At 70.9% G+C, this 25,156-nt stretch carries 24 protein-coding genes; 5 read left to right on the top strand and 19 right to left on the bottom strand.

The features are described from left to right. Nucleotides 1–40: 40 nt before the first annotated feature. The 11 genes from G6N64_RS19400 to G6N64_RS19350 all read right to left on the bottom strand — a co-directional run bounded on the left by G6N64_RS19400 (nt 41) and on the right by G6N64_RS19350 (nt 15,452). Complete coding sequence (locus G6N64_RS19400; protein WP_163798889.1) at nt 41–1,549, bottom strand: glutamate synthase subunit beta; 1,509 nt, start codon at nt 1,547–1,549, stop codon at nt 41–43. Then, a complete protein-coding gene (gene gltB, locus G6N64_RS19395) occupies nt 1,542–6,119 on the bottom strand; it encodes a glutamate synthase large subunit (RefSeq protein ID WP_163798887.1) in 4,578 nt (1,525 codons plus the stop codon). The genes G6N64_RS19400 and gltB overlap by 8 nt, the downstream gene beginning before the upstream one ends. Nucleotides 6,120–6,200: 81 nt before the next feature. After that, nucleotides 6,201–6,602: a DUF2752 domain-containing protein gene (locus G6N64_RS19390; protein ID WP_163798885.1), complete on the bottom strand. Its 402-nt coding sequence runs from the start codon at nt 6,600–6,602 to the stop codon at nt 6,201–6,203. Nucleotides 6,603–6,638: 36 nt separating this feature from the next. Beyond that, on the bottom strand, nt 6,639–7,127 hold the full coding sequence (locus G6N64_RS19385) for a TM2 domain-containing protein (protein WP_163798883.1): 489 nt from the start codon (nt 7,125–7,127) through the stop codon (nt 6,639–6,641). Between the two features lie 64 nt (nt 7,128–7,191). Beyond that, nucleotides 7,192–9,567, bottom strand: coding sequence for a prolipoprotein diacylglyceryl transferase (gene lgt / locus G6N64_RS19380; protein WP_163798881.1), 2,376 nt, complete (start codon nt 9,565–9,567; stop codon nt 7,192–7,194). Then, entirely contained in the window at nt 9,564–10,355 is a 792-nt protein-coding gene (gene trpA / locus G6N64_RS19375; protein ID WP_163798879.1) for a tryptophan synthase subunit alpha, read from the bottom strand. The genes lgt and trpA overlap by 4 nt, the downstream gene beginning before the upstream one ends. Beyond that, on the bottom strand, nt 10,352–11,620 hold the full coding sequence (gene trpB / locus G6N64_RS19370; RefSeq protein ID WP_163798877.1) for a tryptophan synthase subunit beta: 1,269 nt from the start codon (nt 11,618–11,620) through the stop codon (nt 10,352–10,354). The genes trpA and trpB overlap by 4 nt, the downstream gene beginning before the upstream one ends. 36 nt (nt 11,621–11,656) lie before the next feature. Further along, nucleotides 11,657–12,475 carry an indole-3-glycerol phosphate synthase TrpC gene (trpC, locus tag G6N64_RS19365; RefSeq protein WP_163798875.1) on the bottom strand — a complete coding sequence of 273 codons (819 nt, stop codon included), beginning with the start codon at nt 12,473–12,475 and terminating at the stop codon, nt 11,657–11,659. A 92-nt stretch (nt 12,476–12,567) separates the two neighbouring features. Then, nucleotides 12,568–13,167, bottom strand: a complete 600-nt coding sequence (locus G6N64_RS19360; RefSeq protein WP_163798873.1) for a TIGR02234 family membrane protein — start codon at nt 13,165–13,167, stop codon at nt 12,568–12,570. Continuing rightward, on the bottom strand, nt 13,164–14,699 hold the full coding sequence (locus G6N64_RS19355) for an anthranilate synthase component I (protein WP_163798871.1): 1,536 nt from the start codon (nt 14,697–14,699) through the stop codon (nt 13,164–13,166). Before G6N64_RS19355 ends, G6N64_RS19360 begins: the two co-directional genes overlap by 4 nt. Before the next feature lie 42 nt (nt 14,700–14,741). Beyond that, nucleotides 14,742–15,452 carry a phytanoyl-CoA dioxygenase family protein gene (locus G6N64_RS19350; protein ID WP_163798869.1) on the bottom strand — a complete coding sequence of 237 codons (711 nt, stop codon included), beginning with the start codon at nt 15,450–15,452 and terminating at the stop codon, nt 14,742–14,744. A 66-nt stretch (nt 15,453–15,518) separates the two neighbouring features. Between G6N64_RS19350 and G6N64_RS19345 the strand changes: the two genes are divergently transcribed. Genes G6N64_RS19345 through G6N64_RS19335 form a run of 3 tightly spaced genes read left to right on the top strand, consistent with a single transcriptional unit; the run spans nt 15,519 to nt 17,411 of the window. Continuing rightward, on the top strand, nt 15,519–15,992 hold the full coding sequence (locus tag G6N64_RS19345) for a peroxiredoxin (protein ID WP_163798866.1): 474 nt from the start codon (nt 15,519–15,521) through the stop codon (nt 15,990–15,992). Further along, nucleotides 15,992–16,792, top strand: coding sequence for an ABC transporter ATP-binding protein (locus G6N64_RS19340; protein ID WP_163798864.1), 801 nt, complete (start codon nt 15,992–15,994; stop codon nt 16,790–16,792). The genes G6N64_RS19345 and G6N64_RS19340 overlap by 1 nt, the downstream gene beginning before the upstream one ends. Before the next feature lie 28 nt (nt 16,793–16,820). After that, a complete protein-coding gene (locus G6N64_RS19335; RefSeq protein ID WP_163798861.1) occupies nt 16,821–17,411 on the top strand; it encodes a hypothetical protein in 591 nt (196 codons plus the stop codon). Between the two features lie 9 nt (nt 17,412–17,420). Here the strand turns inward: G6N64_RS19335 and hisI are convergent, their stop codons facing one another. Genes hisI through hisD form a run of 8 tightly spaced genes read right to left on the bottom strand, consistent with a single transcriptional unit; the run spans nt 17,421 to nt 23,982 of the window. Continuing rightward, nucleotides 17,421–17,768 (bottom strand): phosphoribosyl-AMP cyclohydrolase, encoded by a 348-nt coding sequence (gene hisI, locus G6N64_RS19330; RefSeq protein WP_163798859.1) that lies wholly within the window; start codon nt 17,766–17,768, stop codon nt 17,421–17,423. A 60-nt stretch (nt 17,769–17,828) separates the two neighbouring features. Next, entirely contained in the window at nt 17,829–18,626 is a 798-nt protein-coding gene (gene hisF, locus G6N64_RS19325) for an imidazole glycerol phosphate synthase subunit HisF (protein ID WP_163798857.1), read from the bottom strand. Next, nucleotides 18,623–19,435: an inositol monophosphatase family protein gene (locus tag G6N64_RS19320; RefSeq protein WP_163798856.1), complete on the bottom strand. Its 813-nt coding sequence runs from the start codon at nt 19,433–19,435 to the stop codon at nt 18,623–18,625. Before G6N64_RS19320 ends, hisF begins: the two co-directional genes overlap by 4 nt. Before the next feature lie 10 nt (nt 19,436–19,445). Beyond that, nucleotides 19,446–20,192: a bifunctional 1-(5-phosphoribosyl)-5-((5-phosphoribosylamino)methylideneamino)imidazole-4-carboxamide isomerase/phosphoribosylanthranilate isomerase PriA gene (gene priA / locus G6N64_RS19315; RefSeq protein ID WP_163798854.1), complete on the bottom strand. Its 747-nt coding sequence runs from the start codon at nt 20,190–20,192 to the stop codon at nt 19,446–19,448. Nucleotides 20,193–20,198: 6 nt separating this feature from the next. Beyond that, the gene (hisH, locus tag G6N64_RS19310; RefSeq protein ID WP_163798852.1) at nt 20,199–20,822 is read right to left on the bottom strand and encodes an imidazole glycerol phosphate synthase subunit HisH; all 624 of its coding nucleotides are present in this window, start codon (nt 20,820–20,822) and stop codon (nt 20,199–20,201) included. Further along, on the bottom strand, nt 20,819–21,451 hold the full coding sequence (hisB, locus tag G6N64_RS19305) for an imidazoleglycerol-phosphate dehydratase HisB (RefSeq protein WP_163798850.1): 633 nt from the start codon (nt 21,449–21,451) through the stop codon (nt 20,819–20,821). The genes hisH and hisB overlap by 4 nt, the downstream gene beginning before the upstream one ends. Beyond that, nucleotides 21,448–22,584 (bottom strand): histidinol-phosphate transaminase, encoded by a 1,137-nt coding sequence (locus G6N64_RS19300; protein WP_163798848.1) that lies wholly within the window; start codon nt 22,582–22,584, stop codon nt 21,448–21,450. Before G6N64_RS19300 ends, hisB begins: the two co-directional genes overlap by 4 nt. A gap of 6 nt (nt 22,585–22,590) precedes the next feature. Beyond that, nucleotides 22,591–23,982 carry a histidinol dehydrogenase gene (gene hisD, locus G6N64_RS19295; protein ID WP_163798846.1) on the bottom strand — a complete coding sequence of 464 codons (1,392 nt, stop codon included), beginning with the start codon at nt 23,980–23,982 and terminating at the stop codon, nt 22,591–22,593. 45 nt (nt 23,983–24,027) lie between these two features. Here hisD and G6N64_RS19290 point away from each other — a divergent pair, with 45 nt between their 5' ends. Together G6N64_RS19290 and G6N64_RS19285 are read left to right on the top strand one after the other, a co-directional pair. Beyond that, entirely contained in the window at nt 24,028–24,450 is a 423-nt protein-coding gene (locus tag G6N64_RS19290) for a nitroreductase family deazaflavin-dependent oxidoreductase (RefSeq protein WP_197748285.1), read from the top strand. Nucleotides 24,451–24,516: 66 nt separating this feature from the next. Beyond that, nucleotides 24,517–25,152: a LysE family transporter gene (locus tag G6N64_RS19285; RefSeq protein WP_163798844.1), complete on the top strand. Its 636-nt coding sequence runs from the start codon at nt 24,517–24,519 to the stop codon at nt 25,150–25,152. Nucleotides 25,153–25,156: the final 4 nt, after the last annotated feature.

The following is a 25,156-nucleotide window of genomic DNA, read 5'->3' as shown; positions in this document are numbered from 1 at the left end:
ACTCGTTGATCGATTCAGACGACGAGTTCAGAAAGACGCGTCACACTGCCGCAAGAGGTAGCGCACCCGGCCTGACCGGCGCGGGAAGGTCCGACTCGCCCATCAGGAAGACGTCGACCGCGTGGGCCGCGCTGCGCCCCTCGGCGATGGCCCACACGATCAGCGAGGCGCCCCGGTGAGCGTCGCCACAGACGAACACCCCGGGTGCGTCGGTCTGCCAGTCCGACCCGCACGGCAGCGCGCCGCGACCGTTGAGCCGCAACCCCAGGTCGTCGAGCAGCCGCATGTGCTCGACCCCCTCGAAGCCGATCGCGAGCAGCGCCAGGTCGCACGGGATCTCGATGGGGTCGCCGACGGCGGTGATCACCCGGCGCCCCTCGCCGTCGCGTTCCACGCGCACCTCGGCGATCTCCATGGCCCGCACGTGACCTCCCTCGTCGCCGATGAAGCGCTGCACCGCCACCTCGTAGCGGCGCGCCCCACCTTCGGCGTGCGCCGGGGACAACCGCGTGCTGAGCACCATCGGCCAGGTGGGCCACGGCGAACTCGCCTGGTCGCGTTGCTCGGGCGGCTCGGGGTTGTAGTCCAGCTGCGTCACCGACGTCGCGCCCTGCCGGTGCGCGGTGCCCAGGCAGTCCGCGCCCGTGTCACCCCCGCCGATGATCACCACGTGGCGACCCTCCGCGGAGAGCGGCGACCTACCGTCGCCCTCGCATTCGCGGTTGGCCGGAACCAGGTGCTCCATGGCGAGGTGGACGCCCTCGAGGTGGCGGCCCTCGACCTCGTTGTCGCGGGCGCGAAGCGCCCCGACCGCGAGCACCACGGCGTCGTGCTGGGCGCGTAGCGCGTCGACGCTCAGGTCGACCCCCACCTCGCAGTCGGTGACGAATCGGGTTCCCTCGGCCCGCATCTGCGCCAGCCGCTGGTTCAGGGTCGACTTCTCCAGCTTGTACTCGGGGATGCCGTACCGCATCAGACCGCCGATCCGGTTGTCCCGCTCGTAGACCGTCACGTGGTGACCGGCCCGCGTGAGCTGTTGCGCCGCAGCCAGTCCCGCGGGTCCCGAGCCGACCACGGCGACGCTCCTACCCGTCGCGATCGCTGCGGGCTGGGGCTCGACGATGCCGAGCTGCCAGGCATGGTCGGCGATCGTGTTCTCGATGCGCTTGATGGTGACGGCGCCGCCGGTGGTCTCGTCGGAGATCGACAGCACGCACGCCGATTCGCATGGCGCCGGACACAGCCGGCCGGTGAACTCGGGGAAGTTGTTGGTGGCGTGCAGCCGGTCGCTCGCGGCGTCCCACCGACCCCGGCGCACCAGGTCGTTCCACTCGGGGATGAGATTGCCCAGCGGGCAGCCCGCAGAGCCGGAGTGACAGAACGGGATTCCGCAGTCCATGCACCGGCGTGCCTGATCGGACACCTCGGCCGCCCGCTGCAGCGGGTCCTGCCGCTCGTACACCTCGCGCCAGTCGCCGACGCGTTCGTCGACCGGGCGCTTGGCCGCCTCGATCTTCGGGACCTTCAGGAATCCGGTGGGGTCAGCCACGGGTCGCCTCCATGATCGCCGCGTCCACGTCGCGACCCTCGGCCTTGGCCATCCGGGTCGCCTGCAGCACGCGCTGGTAGTCGGTGGGCATGATCTTGGTGAACTGGGCGCTGCGCCGCGGCCAGTCCGACAGCAGCGACCTCGCCACCGTGCTGCCGGTGAGATGGGCGTGCGCGGTGACGATCTCGCACAGCCACTCCAGGTCCTCGGACTCCGGGCGCTGCAACTCGACCATCGCGGGGTTGACGTTCGCCGGGTGCAGCCCGAGCACGTAGGCGATGCCGCCGGACATGCCCGCGGCGAAGTTGCGGCCCGTCCTGCCGAGCACCACCACCCGGCCACCGGTCATGTACTCGCACGCGTGGTCGCCGACGCCCTCAGCGATCGCGATCGCGCCGGAGTTGCGGGCGCAGAACCGTTCTCCGACCCGGCCGCGGAGGTACACCTCACCGGACGTGGCGCCGTAGAGCAGCGTGTTGCCGGCGATGACGTTGTCCTCGGGGATGAACAGGACGTCGTCGGGCGGCCGGACGACGACGTGGCCGCCCGAGAGTCCCTTGCCGACGTAGTCGTTGGCGTCGCCGATCAGCTCGATCGTCACCCCCGGCGGCAGGAACGCGCCGATCGACTGGCCGGCCGAGCCGGTCAGGGTCACGTGGATCGTGTCGGTCGGGAGCCCCTGCGCGCCGTAGCGGCGGGTGACCTCGGCACCCAGCATCGTGCCCACCGTGCGGTTGACGTTGCGCACCGGTAGTTCCAGCCGCACCGGATGGGCGTCCTCGAGGGCACCCTCGGCGAGCGCGATGAGCGTCTGGTCCAGCGCCTGATCCAGGGCGTGGTACTGGTCGGTGGTCTTGCGCCTCGGGGTCTCGCCGCCGTGCGCGTTGGTCGGCATCGCGAAGATCGGGCTCAGGTCGAGTCCCTTGCTCTTCCAGTGCGCGACGCCGGGCGCGGTGTCGAGCACGTCGGCCTGACCGACGGCCTCGTCGATGCTGCGGAAGCCCAACTCCGCCAGCTGCCGTCGTACGCCCTCGGCGATGAACCGGAAGAAGTTGACGATGAACTCGGGCTTGCCGTTGAACCGGGCCCGCAGCTCCGGGTTCTGGGTGGCGACCCCGACCGGGCAGGTGTCGAGGTGGCAAACCCGCATCATGATGCAGCCGGCGACGACCAGCGGTGCGGTGGAGAAGCCGAACTCCTCGGCGCCCAGCAGCGCGGCGACGACGACGTCGCGCGCGGTGCGCATGCCACCGTCGGCCTGCACGGTGATGCGGTCGCGCAACCCGTTGAGCACCAACGTCTGCTGGGCGTCGGCCAGGCCGATCTCCCAGGGCAGCCCGGCGTGCTTGAGCGACGTCAACGGCGCCGCGCCGGTGCCGCCGTCCCACCCCGAGATCAGGACCACGTCGGCGTGCGCCTTCGAGACACCGGTCGCGACCGTGCCGACACCGACGGAGCTGACCAGCTTGACGTGGATGCGCGCCTGGTCGTTGGCGTTCTTCAGGTCGTGAATCAGCTGCGCCAGGTCCTCGATCGAGTAGATGTCGTGGTGCGGCGGCGGCGAGATCAGCCCGACGCCGGGCGTCGAGTGCCGTGTCTTGGCGATGCTCGGGTACACCTTGTAGCCCGGGAGCTGACCGCCCTCACCGGGTTTCGCGCCCTGGGCCATCTTGATCTGGATGTCGGTGGCGTTGACCAGGTAGTCGCTGGTGACCCCGAAGCGGCCCGACGCGACCTGCTTGACCGCACTGCGGCGGCGTGGGTCGTAGAGCCGGTCGACGTCCTCGCCGCCCTCGCCGGAGTTGGAGCGGCCGCCGATCTGGTTCATCGCGATGGCCATGGTCTCGTGCGCCTCGGCGGAGATCGACCCGTAGCTCATCGCCCCGGTGTTGAAGCGGGTGCAGATCGACTCGACCGACTCGACCTCGTCGAGCGGCACGGGCGGCCGCTGTCCGACCTTGAACTCGAAGAGCCCGCGCAGCGTGCCACCCTCCCGAGACAGCCGATCGACCTCGTCGGTGTACCGGGCGAAGACCTCGTCGCGGCCGGTGCGGGTCGCATGCTGGAGCAGGAACACGGTTTCCGGCGTGAACAGGTGCAGCTCGCCCTCGCGGCGGAAGGCGTACTCGCCGCCCACCTCGAGCCGCCGGTGCACGCGCTCGGTGGGGTTCTCCGGGTACGCGCGGCGGTGCCGCAGCTTGACCTCCTCGGCGACGACGTCGAGACCCACGCCGCCGAGCCGCCCGGGCGTCCCGGTGAAGTACTCGTCGATGACCGCGCGGTCCAGGCCGACGACCTCGAACGCCTGGGCCGCGGTGTAGGACGCGACGGTGGAGATCCCCATCTTGCTCATCACCTTCATGACGCCCTTGCCGAGCGCCTTCAGGTAGTTACGCACCGCCGTCGTCGTCTCGACGCCGGTCAGTTCGCCCTCGCGGACCAGGTCCTCGATGGACTCGAACGCGAGATAGGGGTTGACCGCGGCGGCACCGAAGCCGATCAGGAGCGCGATGTGGTGGACCTCGCGGGCGTCTCCGCTCTCGACCACCAGGGCCACCATGGTGCGCTCCTTGGTGCGCACCAGGTGGTGGTGCACGGCGGACACCGCGAGCAGCGACGGGATGGGGGCCCGGGTGTGGTCGGAGTCGCGGTCGGAGATCACCAGCGTCCGTGCGCCGTTGGCGATCGCCTCGGAGGCACGGGACCGGAGGTCCTCGATGGCCTCGGCCAGACCCTCACCGCCACGCTCGACGTCGTAGAGCGCGCGCAGCACCGTGGTCCGCAGTCCGGGATGATCGCCGTCGTCGTTGATGTGGACGATCCGGCTCAGTTCGTCGTTGTCCAGGACCGGCCAGCGCAGCAGGATCTGCCGACACGACGCCGGGGTCGGCATCAACAGGTTGTGCTCGGGGCCCATCACCCGCGCCATCGACGTCACGATCTCCTCGCGGATCGCGTCCAGCGGCGGGTTGGTCACCTGGGCGAACATCTCGACGAAGTAGTCGTAGAGCTGGCGTGATCGCTGCGACAAGACCGCAGCCGGGGTGTCGGTGCCCATCGACCCCAGCGGCTCGCCACCCGAGGCGGCCATGGGCGTCAACAGGATCCGCAGGTCCTCCTCGCTGTAGCCGAAGGCGATCTGACGCCGCACCACCGAGTCGTGGTCCGGCTTCATGCGACCCCGGTCCGGCAGCGTCGCCACGTCGAGCAGGCCCGCGTCCAGCCATTCGCCGTAGGGATGGGCCGCCGCCATCTCGGCCTTGATCTCCTCGTCGGTGACGATCCGGCCCGCCGCCGTGTCGATCAGGAACATCGTGTTCGGCTCGAGGCGACCCTTGGCCACCACCTCGGCCGACGAGATGGGCAGCACGCCGCTCTCACTGGCCAGGATCACCCGGTCGTCGATGGTGCGCCACCACCGGCCCGGCCGTAACCCGTTGCGGTCCAACACCGCTCCGACCAGGGTGCCGTCAGTGAAGGTCACGCACGCCGGCCCGTCCCAGGGCTCCATGATCGAGGCGTTGAACTGGCAGAACGCCTTGCGCTCCGGGTCCATCGTGGTGTTGTTCTCCCACGCCTCGGGGATCATCATCATCACCGCGTGCGGGAGACTGCGTCCGCCGAGGTGCAGCAGCTCGAGCACCTGGTCCAGCGAGGCGGAGTCCGAGGCGTCGGGCGTGCAGATGGGCGACAGCCGGCCGAGATCACCGGTGATGAGCGGACTCTCGAGCATCGCCTCCCGGGCGTGCATCCGGTTGCGGTTGCCGCGCACCGTGTTGATCTCGCCGTTGTGGGCGACGAAGCGAAACGGGTGCGCCAGCGGCCAGGACGGGAACGTGTTCGTCGAGAACCGGCTGTGCACGATGGCGATGGCGCTGGCGCACCGCTCGTCGCGCAGATCGGTGAAGAACAGCGGCAGCTGCTTGGTGGTCAGCATGCCCTTGTAGGTCATCGTGCGGCTCGACAGGCCGGTGAAGTAGACGCCGGTGCGTGCCTCGTCGTCACTCGGGACGTGACCGGCACGCTTGCGCAGCGGGTACACCAGGCGATCCAGGTCGATCCCGCCCGGCCGACTCCCCTCGACTTCCGATGCGGTGACGAAGAACTGGGCCATGAACGGCATGCACCCGCGAGCGGTCTCGCCGAGGTCGGCTCCGTCGGGGTCCACCGGCATCGACCGCCAGCCGAGGGCGATCAGGCCCTCGTCGGCGGCGATGCCCTCGACGCGCCGCATGGCCGCGGCCCTGTCGTCGGGATCCATCGGGAGGAAGCAGACGCCCGCCGCGAACGTGTTGGCGCCGTTGACGTCCGGCTCGGGAAGGTCGAAGTCGACCACCTCGCGCAGCAGGTCGACCGGCAACTGCAGGAGGATGCCGGCACCGTCGCCGCTGTTGGTCTCCGCACCCGCCGCGCCACGGTGGTCGAGGTGTTCGAGGGCCAACAGTCCGTCGGACACGATGCCGTGTGACCGCCGACCCTTGATGTCGGTGACCATGGCGACGCCACAGGAATCCGATTCGTGCTGCGGGTCGTACAGACCCTGGGCAGCGGGCAGTGCCGAGAACAGCATCGAGGTGTACCTCCGCAGTCCGGAAACGATTTCCGGGACTGCACCGGCCCGAACGCCAAGTCTAACAGCGAACCCGCAGGTCTACCCTTCGGCGAACGTCGGCACCAGGGGGAACCCCGGCCAGTTGCGGAGCACCGTCCACGCGATCGCGGCGACGCCGATGATCACCATCGCGGGGACCGGCATCAGCGGCCGGCCGCGTCGCCACCGCGTCACCAACCACAGCGCGAGCAGGGGTGCGCCGACGAGGACGAACGCGTTGTCCGTGACCGCCGCGGCGACGTCGCCGTGCAGCAGGTCGTGGGTCATGCGGATCCCGCCGCACCCCGGACAGTCCCATCCGGTGAGTGCCCGGAACGGGCATGCCGGGAACAGGAAGCCCGGACGGTGCGGATCCGCGAGCCCGACGTAGGCGAGGCCGCCGATCAGCAGCGCGCCCGTCCCGAGCGCGACACCGGGGCGTGCGACGTGACGGGACGTCACCGGTCGCCGCCCGGGCACCGTGCGTGCGAGGCCGCGCTAGTTGCCATCGCGGAGCGGGCGCCCCTCGGGGTCGCGGACCTTGTCGGTCAGGATCATGATGGCGTCGATGATGCCCCAGACGATCGCAGCGACGCCGCAGGTGACCAGGCCGACGACGAGCTGAATGACGCCCATCTTGGTGTCGCCGAGGTAGAAGCGGCCGATGCCGAGGACGCCGATGAGGCCCACCAGCTGCAGCAGACCGGCCACGAGCTTCGACTTCTCGGAGTACGGCTCACCGGTCAGGGGATGCCTGCCGTAGGGCGCCGACGGGTCGTAGAAGGCGCCGCCCGGGGCGGGCGGCGGGTACTGCGGCGGTTGCTGCTGGTAACCGGGAGGCGGCGGGAAGCCCGGCTGCTGCGGGTACCCGGGCTGCCCCTGGTACCCGGGCTGCTGCGGGTATCCAGCCTGGTCCTGGTATCCGGGAGGCGGCGGGGTCGGCGGCGTCGACGACTCTTCGCGCCCACCGAACTGCGGTTCCGTCATGTGATCAGCATGCCAGACGAGCGCGCCGCTCAGGGCGATCCGGCGATGCCATCGACGTCGACGCCTAGCGGCGCTTCCACCACCGGCGGCGCTGTTGCGGGGCGTTCGCCGCGGTGGCCGACGGGGTCTCGGGCTTTGCAACGACGGTGGTCGACTGGGACTCGGGCGTCTCGGACTCAGCCGTCTCGGACTCCCCGGCCACCTCGTCGGCCAACGCATCCGCCTCATCAGCACCCGTCGCCGCAGCCTCGTGCACCTCGGCAGCATCACCCTCGGCGGCGACCACCTCGTCACCCTCCACCGAACCCAGCCCATCCTCGGGCTCGGCCTCGGTCGACTCAGGCTTAGTCGTCTCGGACTCGCCGGCCACCTCGTCGGCCAACGCATCCGCCTCGTCAGCACCCGTCGCCGCAGCCTCGTGCACCTCGGCAGCATCACCCTCGGCGGCGACCACCTCGTCACCCTCCACCGAACCCAGCCCATCCTCAGGCGCGGCCTCGGTCGACTCGGGCTCGGGGTCGGCGTTCAACGCCTCGGCCACCTCGGTGCCCTCGACGGCCACCGGGGCCGGCTGGTCGGAGGCGTCCTCGGTGAGTCGCGTCGCGTCGGCGACTGCGGCCTCGTGCACCTCGGCGGCGTCGTCCTGAGCCGCGACGACCTCGTCGCCGTCCACCGAACCGAGCCCGTCCTCCGGTGCGGAACTGTCGGCATCCGCGGACTCGTCCTCCGCGGCGACGTCGTCGGCCAGTCCCTCGGCGTCCTTCGCGTTCTCCGCAGCAGCCACGTGTACCTCCGACACATCGTCCTGGGCGGCGACGACCTCGTCGCCTTCGACCGACCCCAACCCGTCCTCGGGCTGCGCGGCGGACTCATCGGACTCGCCGGCCTCCGCACCCGCCTCGGCGAACGCCACCGCCTCGGCGATGTCCTCCGACGACGCAGACTCCACCTGCTCGGCCAGATCCTCGGCCTCGTTCCTCGCCTCGGACGCACCGGGATCGGGATCGGCGGAAATGTCATCGGGCACCACGATCGCCGTCCTGGTGTCCCCGGTGTCGTCCACCGACTCCTCTGCCACGTCGTCTGCCAGACCCTCGGCGTCCTGAGCCCCCTCGGACGTCGCCTCGTGTACCTCGGCGACGTCGTCCTGGGCGGCGACGACCTCGTCGCCGTCGACCGACCCCAACCCGTCCTCGGGCTTCGCGGCGGACTCGGACTCGTCGGCCGCGGCACCCGCCTCGGCGAACGCCACCGCCTCGGCGATGTCCTCCGACGAAGCGGTCTCCACCTGCTCGGCCAGATCCTCGGCCTCATTCCTCGCCTCGGAAGCACCGGGATCGGCGTCGGCGTCGATGTCGTCGGGCACCACGATCGCCGTCCGGGTGTCCCCGGTGTCGTCCACCGACTCCTCGGCCGAGTCGTCGGCCGGACCCTCGGGCGTCGCTGCGGACTCATCGCGTTCGTCGTCGCGCTCGGCGACGACCGCAGCGGCGACGACGCCGGTGGTCGCGGCCGCGGCGGTCACGCTCTCGGCGACGTTCTCGAGTCGCGACTCCTCGTCACGATCGGCGTCGTTGCCGCGCAGGGTCTCGGGCGCCTCGCGGCCCTTGGTCGCGACCATCACGTAGACGACGGCGGCGATAAAGACGAACGTCGAGGTGAACGTGTTGACCCGGATGCCCGTGTCGCCGATCGTCGTCGCGTAGTCGCTGCGCATCAGCTCGATCCAGAAGCGGCCCAGGCAGTAGCCCGCGACGTACAGCGCGAACAACCGGCCGTGTCCGATCTTGAACCGTCGGTCGATCAGCAACAGGAGCGCGAAGATCGCGAGGTTCCACAGCAGTTCGTAGAGGAACGTGGGGTGGACGACCTCGATCAGCTGCCCGGTCGACACGCCGTTCAGCGAGTCGGGCACCCCGGCGGCGTTGCGGCGCTCGAAGACCTCGAGGCCCCACGGCAAGGTCGTCGGGCGTCCGTACAGCTCCTGATTGAAGTAGTTTCCCAGCCGTCCGATCGCCTGGGCGAGGATGATGCCCGGCGCGATGGCGTCGCCGAAGGCGGGCAACGGGATGCCGCGGCGGCGGCACGCGATCCACGCACCGACGCCGCCGAGCGCGACTGCACCCCAGATGCCGAGGCCACCGTCCCAGATGCGCAGCGCCGCAACGAAACCCTTGCCGGTATCGCCGAAGTACGTCGTCCAGTCGGTGATGACGTGGTAGAGCCTGCCGCCGACGAGGCCGAACGGCACGGCCCACAGGGCGATGTCGTAGATGACGCCCGGCTCGCCACCGCGGGCGGTCCAGCGCCGGTCGCCGAGGATCAGCGCGGCCACGATGCCGGCGAGGATGCACAGCGCGTACGCCCGCAACGGGAACGGCCCAAGGTGCCAGACGCCCTGCGCGGGACTGGGGATGTATGCCAGCAGTGTCGTCGTCACGCGGAGACCCTCTGTCGGACGCCCTCGGCGAGTTCCTCGGTGAGCGCGCGCACGGCGGGCAACCCGTCCGCCAGCGCGGTGACGAGTGCCGATCCGACGATGACGCCGTCGGCGTAGGCGCCGATCTCGGCGGCCTGCTCGCGTGATCGCACGCCCAGCCCGACGCCGACGGGGATGTCGGACACGGCCTTGGAGCGGGCGACGAGTTCCGGGGCGGCGTTCGACACGACGTCCCGCGCGCCCGTCACGCCCATGGTGGAGGCGGCGTAGACGAAGCCTCGGGAAGCCTCGACCGTGGCGGCCAGCCGTTCGGGCGTCGAGGACGGGGCGATGAGGAAGATCCGGTCCAGGCCGTGCTCGTCGGAGGCGGCCATCCACTCGTCGGCTTCGTCGGGGATCAGGTCGGGCGTGATCAGCCCGAGGCCCCCCGCGGAGGCCAGGTCGCGCGCGAAGGCGTCGATGCCCCACTTGAGGACGGGGTTCCAGTAGGTCATGACGACCGCGCGTCCGCCCGCGTCGCTGATGGCCTCGACGGCGGCGAGCGCGTCGCGCACCCGGACCCCGTGGCGCAGTGCGGTTTCGGTGGCGGCCGCGATGGTCGGGCCGTCCATCCCCGGATCGGAGTAGGCGACGCCGACTTCGATGATGTCGCAACCCGATTGGGTCATGGCGACCATGGCCTCGATGGACGTCGAGACGTCCGGGTACCCGGTCGGCAGGTAGCCGATCAGGGCGGAGCGGTTCTCGTCGCGGCACGTCGAGAAGACGTCGGACAGTGTGCCGGTCATGTCGTGGGTCCCTTGTCGTCCAGCAGGTCGAACCACTTCGCGGCGGTCTCCACGTCCTTGTCGCCGCGGCCGGAGAGGTTGATCAGGATGATCGATCCGGGGCCCAGCTCGACGCCCAGCTTGAGGGCGCCGGCGATGGCGTGCGCGGACTCGATCGCCGGGATGATTCCCTCGGCGCGGCACAGCAGGGCCAGGGCGTCCATCGCCTCGGTGTCGGTGATCGGGAGGTACTGCGCGCGACCCAGGTCCTTGAGGTACGCGTGCTCGGGGCCGACGCCCGGGTAGTCCAGACCCGCCGAGATCGAGTGGGACTCGATGGTCTGGCCGTCCTCGTCCTGCAGCAGGTAGGAGAACGAGCCCTGGAACGCGCCGGGCGTGCCGCCGGTGAAGGTGGCCGCGTGCCTGCCGGTCTCGACGCCGTCACCGGCCGCCTCGTATCCGACGAGACGGACCGCGGGATCGTCGATGAAGCTGTGGAAGATGCCGATCGCGTTGGATCCGCCGCCGATGCAGGCGGTGACCGCGTCGGGCAGACGGCCGGCCTGATCCAGGATCTGGGCGCGGGCCTCCATGCCGATGATGCGCTGGAAGTCGCGGACCATCGTCGGGAACGGGTGCGGGCCCGCGGCCGTGCCGAAGCAGTAGTAGGTCTCGTCGGCGTTGGACACCCAGTCGCGGAACGCCTCGTTGATGGCGTCCTTCAGCGTCTTGGACCCGGACTCCACCGAGACGACGCGGGCGCCGAGCAGGCGCATCCGTGCGACGTTGAGCGCCTGGCGGGCGGTGTCGACCGCACCCATGTAGACGACGCACTCCAGACCCAGCAGCGCGCACGCCGTCGCGGTGGCCACGCCGTGCTGGCCCGCGCCGGTCTCGGCGATGACGCGCTTCTTGCCCATCTGACGCGCCAGCAGCGCCTGACCGAGCACGTTGTTGATCTTGTGGGATCCGGTGTGGTTGAGGTCTTCCCGCTTCAGGAACAGCCGGGCCCCGCCGGCGTGCTCGCTGAGCCGCTCCGCCTCGTAGAGCGGCGAGGGGCGACCGGTGTAGTGCCGCTGCAGATCGTCGAGTTCGTCGAGGAACGTCTGGTCGGTGCGCGCCTTCTCGTAGGCGGCGGTGACCTCCTCGATGACGGCCATCAGCGCCTCGGCGACCAGACGGCCGCCGTACGCGCCGAAGTGCCCGCGGGCGTCGGGATCGTGGACGGTGGGTTCGGCGATGGCAGCGCTCGAGCGCGGCAATTCAGGACCGGATGACAAGGACATCTCGACTTCTCTCCGCGCAAGCGGCTCTTCGCCAGGTCAGCGAGAGGGTTTTGGGCAGGACGGGTGAGTACCCGCCGTGACCAGATCGGCAACCGCACTGCGCGGATCGCCACTGGTGACGAGTCCCTCACCGACGAGGACGGCATCGGCGCCGGCTCCCGCGTAGGCCAGCAGGTCGGCCGTACCGCGCACGCCGGACTCGGCGACGCGGATGACATTGGAGGGCAGACCGGGTGCGATGCGGGCGAAGCAGTCACGGTCCACGTCGAGGGTCTTCAGATCGCGGGCGTTGACGCCGATCACGCGGGCACCGGCGGACAACGCACGGTCCGCCTCCTCCTCGGTGTGCACCTCGACGAGCGCGGTCATTCCCAGCGATTCCGTGCGGTCGATCATCGACACCAGAGCCTGCTGCTCGAGTGCCGCGACGATCAGCAGCAGCATGTCGGCACCGTGGGCACGGGCCTCGTGGATCTGGTAGGGACCGATGACGAAGTCCTTGCGCAGCACCGGAATCGAGACCGCGGCGCGCACGGCGTCCAGGTCGTCGAGCGAGCCGTGGAAGCGGCGCTCCTCGGTCAGGACGCTGATCACGCGGGCGCCGCCGGACTGGTAGGCGCGGGCCAACTCGGCGGGGTCGGCGATGGAGGCGAGTGCGCCACGGGACGGGCTCGCACGCTTCACCTCGGCGATGACACCGATGCCGTCTTCCCGCAGGGCGGCGAGGACGTCACGCGGAGGCGCGGCGTGCTTCGCCCTGTCCTTGACGTCGGCCAGGCTGACCGCGGCCTCGCGGACGGCGACGTCGGCGCGGACTCCCTCGATGATGGAGTCGAGCACGGTGGCCGAACTCATGAGCCGTCGGTGTCCTTCCGGGAATTACCGGCCACCCCGATGCCGCCGGATTCTTCTGCTTCGAAGCGTAACCGCCGACGAGCCATTCGTTGTCACCGACCCTCGGTGCGCTCGGCGGTCGGGTCCCGCCCCTCGTCGAGCGCGTCCCAGATCATCCGCTCGCTCATCCCGTCGCCGCCCGTACCCTCGGCGTCGCGAACCGCGTCCTCGCGGCGCGTGGCGGGCGCCGCGTACTTCGACGTCGCTGCCGGACGGGTCGCGGCGCGGAGCAGGAGCACCGCCCCGACGAGCGTGAACACTGCCGCGACCAGCACCAGCACCGAACCCGGGTATTGCCGGTCGCTGGCGGTCAGCGCGATGACGGGCACGTCGGCCACCGTGGCGGCGTACTCGGCGACGTCGGGCATCACCCACAGCGAGATCGCCAGGTAGGCCAGCCCGGCGCTGACCACCGCGAGCAGCACCGCCAGGATGCGCAGCGCCCACCCGCGGACCGCCAGCGGTGCCAGGGCCGCCGCCCCGAGCAGCGCCGCCACCGGCACGAGGGCGGCCGACCAGGTCGAGCCCGTCAGCGTCGTCGTCTTCGGCGGGCCGAGCCCGTCGGCGGACTCGAGCACCGCCCAGGTCATCCGCGACGCCACCCACAGACCGACCGCGGCCAGCAGGAGCAGCAGCTGCCCGATGCGGGTCACGGCTCGGCCAGGGTCTCGGCGGCGGCGATGGCGCTGAGCACGGCCCGCGCCTTGCTGGCCGCCTCGTTGAACTCGTAGGGGCCGTTCGAGTCGGCCACGACTCCCCCGCCCGCCTGCACGTAGGCCGTGCCCGCCCGCATCAGTGCCGTCCGGATCGCGATCGCGAAGTCGGCGTTGCCCGCGAAGTCCAGGTAGCCCAGCACGCCGCCGTAGAGGCCGCGTCGGGTCTTCTCGACCTCCTCGATGAGCTGCATCGCCCGGACCTTCGGCGCGCCGGACAGCGTGCCCGCCGGGAAGCATGCCGTCACGGCGTCGAGGGCGGTCCTGCCGTCGGCGAGGTGGCCGGTGACGGTCGAGACGAGGTGCATGACGTGGCTGTAGCGCTCGATGTGGCTGTAGTCCTCGACGCGCACCGTCCCCGGGCGGCACACCCGGCCCAGGTCGTTGCGGCCCAGATCCACCAGCATCAGGTGCTCGGCGCGTTCCTTCTCGTCGGAGAGCAGTTCCTTCTCGAGCAGGACGTCCTCCTCCTCGGTGTCCCCGCGCCACCGGGTGCCGGCGATCGGATGTGTGGTCGCCTTGCCGTCCGCGACGGTGACGAGCGCCTCGGGACTCGAACCGACGACCGAGAAGTCGAGGTTGCCGTCCGCGTCGGGCACGTTGAGCAGGTACATGTACGGGCTGGGGTTGGTGACCCGCAGCATCCGGTAGACGTCGAGCGGGTCGGCGGCGGTGTCCATCTCGAACCGCTGCGACGGCACCACCTGGAACGCCTCGCCCGCCTCGATGTCCCCGACCAGCTTGTCGACAATCGCGGTGTACTCCTCGACCGTGCGCTGCGAGCGGTGGGTGGGCGTCGGGCGGCTGAACGTGGCGACCGTCGACCCCAGGGGTTCGGCCAGCGCGGCGGTCATGACGTCAAGACGGCGCACCGCGTCGTCGTACGCCTCGTCGACGCGCTCGTCGGTGCCGTTCCAGTTCACCGCGTTCGCGATCAGGGTGATGGTGCCCTCGTGGTGGTCCAGCGCCGCGACGTCGGTGGCCAGCAGCAGCAGCATGTCGGGCAGGCCGAGGTCGTCGACCACCAGTTCCGGCAGCCGCTCGAGCCGCCGCACCATGTCGTAGGCGAAGAACCCGACCAGGCCGCTGGACAGCGGCGGGAGCCCGGGCAGCTGCGCGGTCTCCAGCAACTCGAGGGTGGCGCGCACCGCGTCCAGCGGATCGCCGCCGCTAGGCGCGTCCCGCGGCGTCACCCCCAGCCACACCGCCTCGCCGTCGCGCACCGTCAGCGCCGACGGGGCACCGGCGCCGATGAAGGACCACCGCGACCAGGACCGCCCGTTCTCCGCCGACTCCAGCAGGAAGGTTCCCGGCCGGTTGTCGGCCAGCTTCCGATAGGCCGACAGCGGGGTCTCGCCGTCCGCCAGCAGCTTGCGGGTCACGGGCACCACGCGGTGCTCGGCGGCGAGCGCTCGGAAGTCCTCCCGCGTGGTCGTGACGGCGAGCGTGGAGGGGGCGGCGGTCGGGGACACGGGTCGATTCTCCCAGATCGGGGGCCGGCTCCCGCGAGTCAGCTAGCCGAACGCCGACGCCAGGGGCGTGGACCCGCCCGGCTCGACGGGCTCGGTCAGCTCGATCGGCGCCTGCGCCATGAACCTCGGCGTGCGGCCACGGTGCTCGTCGGCGGCGTGCACCGTGAACGGGTGCACCACGTAGACGTCGCCGGGCGCTCCGGTGGCGTGGTGCACCGGTGCTCCCCCACTGGCCTGATCGACGACGGGCCCGGCCACGAACGGGTCCAGTCCGTCCGCGCCGAGGACGCGCGCGACGTCGCGGTGCGAACCCGCGCGGATCCGGGTGGGCGCGTCGTCGGGCCCGACGTCGGACAGCAGGGTGAGCAGCAGCACGGTCCGGGGCCGCCCGCTGACCGACCACGACCCGTCCGGCCCCGGCGTGTTCGCATCGACGTGCCAGCCCCGGTCGTCGACCGTCGGTGGAACCGGGAAGCGGACCGGGACGTTGCCGAGCGCCCCGCGGGGCCGCCACCCGCCCCGACCGCAGATCAGGTCGAGGGCCGTCCGGAGCACCGGACTCGCGACCAGCTCGCCGAACGGACCGGCACCGGTGAGGTCGGCCGTCCACCGCACCGGCTCGGTCCACGGCCCGTCGGGTGACAGGCCCAGGCGATCCCACAGCAGGTCCCGCGCGGCGTCGGCGACGGCACGCGGGACGGTGCGCTGAACCCGCACGTAGCCGTGCGCGCGGAAGGCATCGAGATCGACCATCGATGCGAGCCTCCCACCGCGGTCAGCGGGCCGCCACCGGAATTTCGGGGCGTAACGTGATCGGCCATGACCTCTCTCAAGCAGGGTGACCGCGTCGGTGGGTTCGAGCTGCCGGACCAGACGGGCGCCGTGCGCAGCCTCGACGGCCTGCTCGCCGACGGGCCCGTGGTGCTGTTCTTCTATCCCGCCGCGATGACGCCGGGGTGCACCAAGGAGGCCTGCCACTTCCGCGACCTCGCCGGGGAATTCACCGCCGTGGGCGCGAGCCGGGTCGGGATCAGCGCCGACGCCGTCGCCAAGCAGGCCCAGTTCGCCGAGCAGCAGAAGTTCGACTACCCGCTGCTCTCGGACGTCGACGGGGTCGTCGCCACTCAATTCGGCGTCAAGCGAGGACTTCTTGGGAAGCTGATGCCGGTCAAGCGGGCCACCTTCGTCATCGACACCGACCGCACCGTGCTCGCCGCCATCGCCAGCGAGTTCAGCATGGACACCCACGCCGACAAGGCGCTGGAGGTGCTGCGCCAGCGTCAGTCCGCCTGATGGGTGCGGTCCTCGAACTCGCCGACGTCACGTTCCGGCGCGACGGCAAGCAGATCATCGACGGCATCTCGCTGACCGTGCGGGCCGGCGAGCACTGGGCGCTGCTCGGGCCGAACGGCGCGGGCAAGAGCACGCTGCTCGGTTTCTGTGCGGCGCAGACCTTTCCGACGACGGGCACGGTGCGGGTGCTCGACGGGCTGATGGGCCGGGTGGACCTGTCGGCGCTGCGCCACCACATCGGTCACGTCGACCCGCGGCATCGGCTGCGGAGTCCGCTGTCCGTGCGCGAGGTGGTGCTCACCGGCATCACCGCCACGATCGACCGGCCGATGCGGTGGACTCCCACGGCCGACGAGGTGGCGCGGGCCGACGCGATGATCGAGTCGGTCGGCCTGGAACGCAAGGCCGACGACCAGTGGCCGAAGCTGTCCCAGGGCGAACGCGGACGCGCGCTGATCGCACGGGCGCTGGTGTCCGACCCGCGCCTGCTGCTGCTCGACGAACCGACAACGGGCCTCGACGTCGCCGCACGCGAACAACTGCTCGAGACCATGGACGCGCTCGACGAGACCCACCCCGACGTGGCATCGATCCTGGTGACCCACCACCTCGAGGAGTTGCCGACCACCACGACGCACGCCATCCTCATCGCCGACGGTCGGACGGTGGCCTCGGGCCCGGCCCGCGAGGTGGTCACCACCGACAACGTCACGACCGCGTTCTCGCACCCCGTGGAGGTCGGATTCTCCGACGGCCGCTGGACCGCCCGCGCGACGACAACACGCCGATACCCGTTGTGACCGAACAGGACCCGACCCCGGAGGACCGATGAGGACGTTCGCACGTCTCGGCACCACCACCGTCGCCGGCGTGGCTCTCGCCGCCGCCATCGCGGGCTGCTCGTCGGGGTCGCCCGACTCCTCCGACGCACCCGCGGCCGCCTCGACCGCCCCGGTGTCGTCGGCGCCGGCCATCACTTCCGCCGCGGCGTCGCGGCCGCTCTCGGACTTCGCCGACGAGCCCGTCGACCCCGGACGGTCACCGACCTACTCGTTCGCGACGCCGAGCCGCCAGATCCAGTGCCGGGTGGTGGAGGGCAGCCTGGCCTGCCAGACCGACGAGCATCCCCACACCGTCGCCGACGGTGCGCTGTGCGGCTTCTATCCGGGCGAGGAACAGGGGCGAGCGCGGCGGTTCGGGTTCCTGGAGCAGCGAGCGACGCCGTGCGCCACCATCATCCAGGGCGACCGATACGACTCACCGCACACGCTGGCCTACGGTGACAGCGTGTCCGTCGAGCTGTCGGCGGGGCGCTCGGTCACCTGCACGTCGGCCGTCGACGGACTGACGTGCACCCAGGCCGGCGGAACCGGGCAGACGGGCTTCTTCCTGTCGGCCGACGCGTTCACCGTCTTCTGAGACCGGCGGTCAGCGTTCCGGCGCCAGCAGTTCGTCGGCGTCGAAGCAGGTGTGCTCGCCGGTGTGGCACGCGGCACCGACCTGGTCGACGTCGAGCAGCACCGTGTCGCCGTCGCAGTCCAACCGCACCGAGTGCACGTACTGGGTGTGGCCCGACGTCTCCCCCTTGACCCAGTACTCGCCACGCGACCGCGAGAAGTACGTCGCCTTGCGGGTCGCCAGCGTGCGGGCCAGTGCCTCGTCGTCCATCCACGCCACCATCAGGACCTGACCGGTGCCGTGTTCCTGGGCGACGGCCGCGAACAGACCGTCGGCGTTGCGCTTCAGGCGCCCCGCGACGTCCGGATCCAAGCTCATCGGGCCCCACCGTTCTTCGCGCGAGCGCTCATCGGGCCACACCGCTCTTCGCGCGAGCGCTCATCGCACCACGATGCCTTCCTCGGCCATTGCCGACTTCACCTGACCGATCGTCAGCTCCTTGAAGTGGAAGACGCTGGCCGCGAGCACCGCATCGGCACCCGCCTCGACCGCGAGGGCGAAGTCGCCGGCCGCGCCCGCGCCGCCGCTGGCGATCACCGGCACCGTCACCGCGGCCCGGACGGCCCGCAGCATCGCGAGGTCGAAGCCGGCCTTGGTGCCGTCGGCGTCCATCGAGTTCAGCAGGATCTCGCCGACGCCGAGTTCGGCTCCGCGCGTTGCCCATTCGACCGCGTCGATGCCGGTGCCGCGGCGGCCTCCGTGGGTGGTGACCTCCCACCCGGACGGAGTGGGCGCGGATCCCGCGGGCACGGTGCGGGCATCGACCGACAGGACGATGCACTGCGACCCGAACTGTCGCGACAGCTCGGCGAGCAGATCGGGGCGCGAGATCGCCGCCGTGTTGACCGACACCTTGTCGGCGCCGGCCCGCAGCAGGGTGTCGACGTCGTCGATCGAGCGGACGCCTCCACCGACGGTGAGCGGGATGAAGACCTGTTCTGCGGTGCGCCGCACGACCTCGAGCATGGTGCTGCGGCCCGACGACGACGCGGTCACGTCGAGGAACGTGAGTTCGTCGGCACCCTCGGTGTCGTACACCGCCGCCAGCTCGACGGGATCGCCCGCGTCACGGAGGTTCTCGAAGTTCACGCCCTTGACGACGCGTCCGGCGTCGACGTCCAGGCACGGGATGACCCGGACGGCCAGGCTGTCACCCGCCCGTGCGTCGTGGTTCACCGGTAGTCCTCCGGCGATCCGATGGACGCGACGATCTCGAGGATCTCGGCGTGCACGTCGGGTGCGCCGCCGACCGCGGACAGCGAGGACGGGGTCCACCGTTCACCCGCGAGGTCGGTGACCACGCCACCGGCCGCGCGGACCAGCGCCACTCCCGCGGCGTGGTCCCACACGTGATGGCCGAAGCTGATCGCGCCGCCCAGCACACCTGCGGCCGCGTAGGCGAAGTCGACCCCGGTGGCACCGTGCATGCGGATCCGGGAACACTTGCGGCTCAACTTCTCCAGGAACGCCACCCGGTACGGGCCCGGGAACCGACCGCGTGAGGCGATGTTGAACGTGCCGGAGCCGACGATGCACTCCGACAGGTTCGCCGAGCCGAGCGAGGGCTGTTCGACGCCGTTGACGTACAACGGCTTTCCGACCACCGCCGTGTAGCGCTGATCGGTGAACGGCAGCCACGTCAGCCCGGCCACCGGCTCGCCGTCGCGCAGCAGACCCAGCAGGATCGCCGCCGTCGGCAGGCCGGCCGCGTAGTTGAACGTCCCGTCGATGGGGTCGAGCACCCAGACCAGGTGCGAGTCGATGTCGGCGCCGCCGAACTCCTCGCCGTGCACGCCGATCCCGGTGGCCGACTCGAGCGCCGCGACGACCTGCCGTTCGATGGCGAGGTCGACCTCGGTGGCGAAGTCGTCGCCCTTCTTCGCGACCGCGGACTGCGCGCGGTGGCCAGCGACGAACGGGTGCGCGGCGTCGTCGAGGATCGTCGTCGCCACGCGCACCAATGCGTCGAGATCGGGGTCGGCCATGGCGAATCCCCTAGCGGCTGACCGCGTCCAACGCCTGCGGCAGCGTGAACCGCCCGGCGTAGAGCGCCTTGCCGACGATCGCGCCCTCGACGCCGCGATCGGTCAGGGTCGCGATGGCCTCGAGGTCGGCGATGCTCGACACCCCGCCGGAGGCGATGACGGGAACGCCGGTCCGGTCGGCGACCTCGCCGAGCAGATCGAGGTTGGGCCCGTCGAGCGTGCCGTCCTTGGTGACGTCGGTGACGACGAATCGGGAGCACCCCTCGCGGTCGAGACGCTTCAGCACCTCCCACAGGTCGCCGCCGTCGGTCTCCCATCCGCGGCCACGGAGCCGGTGCGCACCGTCGACGATCTTCACGTCGAGCCCGACGGCCACCTTGTCGCCGTGCTCGGCGATGACCTTCGCGCACCACTGCGGGTTCTCCAGCGCCGCGGTGCCGAGGTTCACCCGGGCGCATCCCGCGGCCAGCGCTGCGGTCAGCGAGTCGTCGTCGCGGATGCCGCCCGACAGCTCGACGGCGACGTCGAGCGTGCCGATGACCTCGGCGAGGAGTTCACGGTTCGAGCCCCGGCCGAACGCCGCGTCGAGGTCGACGAGGTGGATCCACTCGGCGCCGTCACGCTGCCAGCCGAGGGCGGCGTCGAGCGCGGAGCCGTAGTCGGTCTCGCTACCTGCCACGCCCTGGACCAGGCGGACGGCCTTGCCCTCGACGACGTCGACGGCGGGCAGCAGGATGAGGGGCGTCTTAGCGGGCACGACGGATCACCCTAGTTCCTTCAGCCAGTTGGACAGCAGGGCCGCACCGGCGTCGCCACTCTTCTCGGGGTGGAACTGCGTGGCCCACAGCGGTCCGTCCTCGACGGCCGCAAGGAAGCGCACGTGGTGGTTGGCCCACGTGAGCTTCGCGCTCGGGTCGCCCTCCCACGTCTGCGCGGCGTAGGAGTGCACGAAGTAGAAGCGGGTCTGGGGATCCATGCCGGCGAACAGCCGGGTGTCGTCGGCCGCCTCCACCACGTTCCAGCCCATGTGCGGGATGACGGGTGCGTCGAGCCGGACCACCGAGCCCGGCCACTGGGCGCAGCCCACGGATTCGACGCCGAACTCGACGCCCCGGGCGAACAGGATCTGCATGCCGACGCACACCCCGAGCACGGGTTGGTCGTTCGCCAGCCGCGAGGCGACGATCTGCTCCCCGCCGATGGCCCGCAGGCCGGTCATGCACGCCTCGTACGCGCCGACGCCGGGCACCATCAACCCGTCGGCGGCCGCGGCCGCGGCAGGGTCCGAGGTGACCTCCACGTCGGCGCCCACCCGTTCCAGGGCGCGCTGCGCCGACCGCAGGTTGCCCGAACCGTAGTCGAGCACGACGACGGACCTTCTGGTCACAGAGTGCCCTTCGTGGACGGCACGCCCGTGACGCGGGGATCGGGTTCGACGGCCTGGCGCAGTGCGCGGGCGACGGCCTTGAACTCGGCCTCGGTGATATGGTGCGGATCGCGGCCGTACAGCGTGCGGACGTGTAGCGCGATGCGCGCGTTGTAGGCCAGCGATTCGAAGACGTGGCGGTTGATCACGGTGTGGTACGGCGCGCTCGAGCCCGCAATCGTGAAGTGCACCATGAATTCCGGCTCACCGGTGTGCACGAAGTAGGGCCTGCCCGACACGTCGACGGCCGCGTGCGCCAGCGTCTCGTCCATCGGGATGAAGGCGTCGCCGAACCGACGGATCCCGCGCTTGTCGCCGAGGGCCTCGCCGAGTGCCTGACCGAGCACGATGGCGGTGTCCTCGACGGTGTGGTGACCCTCGATCTCGACGTCGCCGGTGGCGTGCACGGTCAGGTCGAAGCTGGCGTGGCTGCCGAGCGAGGTGAGCATGTGATCGAAGAACGGCACCCCCGTGCTGATGTCGGTCCGGCCGGTGCCGTCGAGGTCGATCTCGACGACGATGTCGGATTCCTTGGTCTTGCGTTCGACTCTCGCGCGGCGAGATGCCGGTGCGTTCGCCGGACTGTTCATCGTGGGGCTCCTAGGGGGCTGCTGGTGATGGTCGATTCGGTCTCGGCGAGGCGGCCGCTCGCGTCGAGGAACACGTCGTTCTCCTCCTCGAGTCCGACGGTGGCGCGCAGGTAGCCGGGGATTCCGACGTCCCGGATCAGCACCCCGTCGTCGAGGTAGGCCTGCCAGGCCGCGGGCGCGTCGGCGAACTCGCCGAAGAGCACGAAGTTCGCGTCGCTGGGGATGACCCGGAAACCCATGCCCGACAGTGCCTCTGCGACGCGCTCGCGCTCGGCGATCAGCGTCGCGACGCTGCCCAGCGTGTCGTCGGCGTGACGCAGCGCGGCCCGGGCGGCCACCTGGGTCACCACCGAGAGGTGGTACGGCAGCCGGACCAGGAGCAGCGCGTCGATCACGGCGGGGTCGGCGACGAGGTAGCCGAGCCGTCCGCCGGCGAAGGCGAAGGCCTTGCTCATCGTCCGGGTGACGACGAGCTTGGCGGGGAAGTCCTCGAGCAGGTGCGCGGCGCTGGGCTGGGAGGAGAACTCGCCGTAGGCCTCGTCGACGATCACCACACCGGGTGCGGCCTCGAGCAGCTGACGCAGGTCGTCGAGCGAGACGCTCTGCCCGGACGGGTTGTTGGGGCTCGCGAGGAACACCACGTCGGGACGGCGGTCGACGACGGCGGCCACCGCGGCCTCGACGTCGAGGCCGAAGTCCTCGGCCCTGCTCGCCTCGAGCCAATCGGTCTGCGTGCCGTCGGAGATGATCGGGTGCATCGAGTAGGACGGCACGAATCCGAGGGCGGTGCGGCCGGGGCCGCCGAAGGCCTGCAGCAGTTGCTGCAGGATCTCGTTCGACCCGTTGGCCGCCCAGACGTTTCCGGTGTCCACGCGCACCCCGACCTGAGCGGTCAGGTAGGCGGCGAGGTCGCTGCGCAGGAGCACCGCGTCGCGGTCGGGATACCTGTGCAGCTCGGACGCCGCGTCGCGCACCGAGGCCGCGACGTCGTCGACGAGCGCCTGAGTCGGTGGGTGCGGGTTCTCGTTGGTGTTGAGCCGCACGGGAACCGACAGCTGCGGTGCCCCGTAGGGCGACTTGCCCCGGAGGTTGTCGCGCAGCGGCAGGTCGTCCAGCGTGATCTTCTGCGTCACTTGGCTCTAACCAATCCCCGCGTCGCTGCGCTCCGGCCCGCCGAACCTCCGCCGGACCGCCTCACCGTGGGCCGGCAGGTTCTCGGCGTTGGCGAGCGCGATCACGTGCTCCGCGACGTCCTTGAGCGCCGCCTCGCCGTAGTTCACGACGTGGATGCCGCGCAGGAACGTCTGCACCGACAACCCACTCGAGTGCCGCGCGCACCCCGCGGTCGGCAGGACGTGATTGGACCCCGCGCAGTAGTCCCCCAGGCTGACGGGTGAGAACGCGCCGACGAAGATCGCTCCGGCGGAACGGATCCGGCCGGCGACCGCGGCGGCGTCGACCGTCTGGATCTCGAGGTGCTCGGCCGCGTAGGCGTTGACGACGCGGATCCCGGTATCGATGTCGTCGACCAGCACGATCGCCGACTGCCTGCCCGTCAGCGCCGTCGTGACGCGCTCCCGGTGCACCGTCGTGGCGAGCTGCGCCGCCAGCTCGACGTCGGTGGCGTCGGCCAGGTCCGGGCTCGTGGTGACCAGCACCGAGGCGGCCATCTCGTCGTGCTCGGCCTGGCTGATGAGGTCCGCGGCGACGTGCACGGCATCGGCCGAGTGATCGGCGAGGACGGCGATCTCGGTGGGGCCCGCCTCGGAGTCGATGCCGACCTGGGACCGGCAGATCCGCTTGGCGGCGGTCACGTAGATGTTGCCCGGACCGGTGATCATGTCGACGGGGGCGAGTTCGGCGCCGTCGGTGTCGGTGCCGCCGTACGCCAGCAGCGCCACACCCTGCGCACCGCCGACCGCCCACACCTCGTCGACGCCCAGGAGTTCGGCAGCAGCGAGGATCGTCGGGTGCGGCAGCCCATGAAAGGGCCCATCCGGGTCGGACTGCGGCGGGCTCGCGATGACGAGTGACTCGACGCCCGCGATCTGCGCCGGCACGACGTTCATCACGACGCTCGACGGATACACCGCGTTGCCGCCGGGCACGTAGAGGCCCACCCGATCGACGGGCACCCACCGCTCCGTGACCGTGGCGCCCGGCCCGAGCGTGGTGGTGGTGTCGGTCCGGCGCTGGTCGCCGTGCACGGCGCGGGTCCGCTCGATCGCGACCTCGAGTGCGGCGCGCACGGCCGGATCGAGCGTCGCGAGTGCCGCGGTGAGGCTCGCGGCGGGCACCCGGACCGCGGCGGGCCGCAGACCGTCGAAGCGCTCGCCGAACTCGAGCGCCGCCTCGGTGCCCCGTTCGGCGATGGCGTCGACGATCGGGCGCACCGTCGGAAGCACCGAGTCGACGTCCACGCCGCCGCGCGGCAGCACCGCGCGCAGCCCGGCCACCGTCGGGGTCTTCCCCCGTAGGTCGATGCGGGGCATCGTCGAACCGGATGACGAGCTGTTCACGGCTACCTCCATGCCTCTATTGTCCCAGAGCAGACCAAATCGAATCCGGGAGCCGTCATGTCCACGTCGTCGTCGAGGAAAGACCACCCCAACAACGCCCCCGGCGTTCCGATGCTGATGCCGGTGTGGTTGGAACGTCTGCAGATCAAGTACGTCAACCCGCTGCTGCGGCCGCTGTCGAAGCGCATGCCCGGCTTCGCGGTGATCCGCCACCGCGGGCGCACGTCCGGCAAGGATTTCGAGACGATCGTCACCGCCTACCGCACGGACGACCTCCTCGCCATCGGGCTGATGCACGGCAAGACCAACTGGGTGAAGAACGTGCTCGCCGCCGGTGAGGCCGACATCCACGTCGGCCGCGAGGACCTCCATCTCATCAACCCCCGGGTGCTGCCCGCGGGCACGGTCGATCCGGCCCTCCCCCGTGTGCCGCGTGCCCTCGCCAAGCGGCAGGGCACGTTCGTCGCCGACATCGCCTGACCCGCCCGCAGCCGGGGCCGGATAACCGGTTGAGCCCCGCGGCGCCCGGCTGCCACACTTCGGCCCATGACGTGGCAACTGTGGCTGGCGTTCCTGGGTGCGGCGATCCTGATCGCGCTGAGCCCGGGTGCAGGCGCGATCCAGTCGATGGCCACCGGGCTGACCCACGGCGTGCGCCGCGGATACTGGAGCATCCTCGGCCTCGAGATCGGCCTGATGCTGCAGCTCGCGCTGGTCGCGCTCGGTCTCGGCGCCGTCGTCACCAACTCGATCGTCGCGTTCACCGTCATCAAGTGGGTGGGGGTGGGCTACCTGCTGTACCTCGCGGTCCGGCAGTGGCGTGCGGCCCCGCACGACCTCGGCGAACGAGTGGACGCGCCGGGTGACGGCGGCAGGCTCGCACTGGTGGTCCGCGGATTCCTGGTCAACGCGACGAACCCGAAGGGCCTGGTGTTCTTCCTGGCGGTGCTGCCGCAGTTCGTCGTGCCGACGCAGCCGTTGCCTCCGCAGTACCTGGCGATCGGCGTCACGATGATCGCGGTCGACGTCGTCGTGATGGGCCTCTACACCCGGCTCTCGGTGCGGCTCCTGCGCGTGATGCACACCCCGCGCCGGCAGACCCTCGTCAACCGCAGCTTCTCCGGACTCTTCGCCACCGCCGCGGTGCTGCTGTCGCTGGTGCGACGCGGCGCCGCCGCCTGACGGA

The organism is Mycolicibacterium sediminis, from assembly GCF_010731735.1.
In the GTDB taxonomy this organism is placed as follows: Bacteria; Actinomycetota; Actinomycetes; order Mycobacteriales; family Mycobacteriaceae; genus Mycobacterium; species Mycobacterium sediminis.
Note: the sequence above shows the minus strand (reverse complement) of the source record. Positions and strands in the feature narration are given on the sequence as shown.